The sequence below is a fragment of the Vibrio sp. YT-18 genome, assembly GCF_033337345.1.
GTDB classification, from domain to species: Bacteria; Pseudomonadota; Gammaproteobacteria; order Enterobacterales; family Vibrionaceae; genus Vibrio; species Vibrio alginolyticus.
Window position 1 is genome coordinate 1 of record NZ_JAWOQO010000095.1, and the last position, 1,529, is coordinate 1,529.

General features: G+C 54.5%; 1 protein-coding gene. It reads right to left on the reverse strand.

The window, feature by feature from the left end:
* Positions 1-86: 86 nt before the first annotated feature.
* Positions 87-1,346 (reverse strand): CmlA family chloramphenicol efflux MFS transporter, encoded by a 1,260-nt coding sequence (locus R7M72_RS24570; protein ID WP_112901930.1) that lies wholly within the window; start codon positions 1,344-1,346, stop codon positions 87-89.
* Positions 1,347-1,529: the final 183 nt, after the last annotated feature.

Below are 1,529 nucleotides of genomic sequence, written 5' to 3' on the forward strand. Positions count from 1 at the left end.
TAACGCCTGAGCTCAGCCGACCGAAACCGCGTAGCGGTTTTGGGTCGGCTGCAGCGATTTGTTGGGCGATAGCTTGCCACATTCTCTCAACGATTGGGATTTGATGTACTTTCCGCACTTTGTAGCGCGACCACATCATGCTCCCCCTGGCCGCGAGAGCCCTTCACTCGGGAAACACAAGACAGACCGAGCACGACTGTTGCAAGGGTCAAACAGTACACGACAACCGGCCAAGCCGTGTTGCGCGGCAACAGCGAAATGATCAACGTTCCGATGCTTCCTAGCAGTACACCGCCCAAGCAGAAGTAGACTGCCGTGACCGTTCCAGCAACATGGTCGAATCCTCGAAGAGCGCCATTGGGCGCCACAGATACCGCTGTGGCGACACCAATACCCACTAGCCACATTGGAGCAATAAAGCCTAACACGGACTGCGAAGCCCATATTTCGGTGATGGCAAGCAATACTGCTCCAGCTATCAGGCATCCCATTCCCATTCGCAAGACACTTGGGCTGCCCCACTTGGGTATCACACGCCCCATAAAACGAGCCGTAAACACCATGGCAATTGCCACTGTGGCGAACAGCAGGCTGAAGCCAAGCTGAGACACACCTTGCCTGCCCATCATTAGTCCGGGCGCAATGGAGAAAAAGACGAAGAAGCTACCCATTCCAGCGGCGTAACACAACGTGTACAACCAGAAGTTCAGGCACTTAACGGGGAGTAGCAGCTGCGACCATTGCAAGCCCGCAACTCGTTGCACCCGGGTTTCAGGCCAGAATCGCCACGCTGCTGCAGATGCAGCGATCATGCCCAAACCTAGAAACGCAAAGATAGCCCGCCACCCAAGCCACATGTCGACGAGCGCTCCGAGCAATGGGCCTACCGCCGGGACCATGGCCAGCATGGATCCGAGTATGCCGTAAATGACATTACTTTCCTCGCGACCTGCGTAAATGTCACGTACTGTTGCAAATGTGGAAACAAGGCACGCCGAGGCACCACAAGCCTGAAGAATCCGAAGCCCCAGAAAGACTTCAGCCGATGACGTAAGAGCGAGGCCCATTGACGCCACAACGTAGGCGAGGCCACCTCCCAGTAGAACGGGGCGGCGCCCCAGTCGGTCCGATAGCGGTCCAAACAAGAGCTGACCGGCACCAATCATGACCAAGTACGTTGTCAGCGTAAGCTGAATTGTGCTCGCTGTCGTACCAAGCGCGTTTGGCATAAACGGCACTGCTGGCAAGTACATGTCCATGCCGAGTGATGCCAATAAATCGAACGGTGATAACAACAACACCGTGGCGGCAAGGGAGTACCGCCAACTAAAGTTTTTTGAGCGCACGAAACCATCTCCTTGAACAAAGGATTTGGCGGCGCTCCCGTAGAGCAAAAGGATTCATGAGAACGCCGCAACAACCGAAAAATGAAGGTTGCTGCGGCTTACTTGTCTGCGTTCTTGGAAGTGCTCATCTGCTGACTATCTCATGATTGAATTTGAATCGTAACAACTTTCAAGCAACTCTGC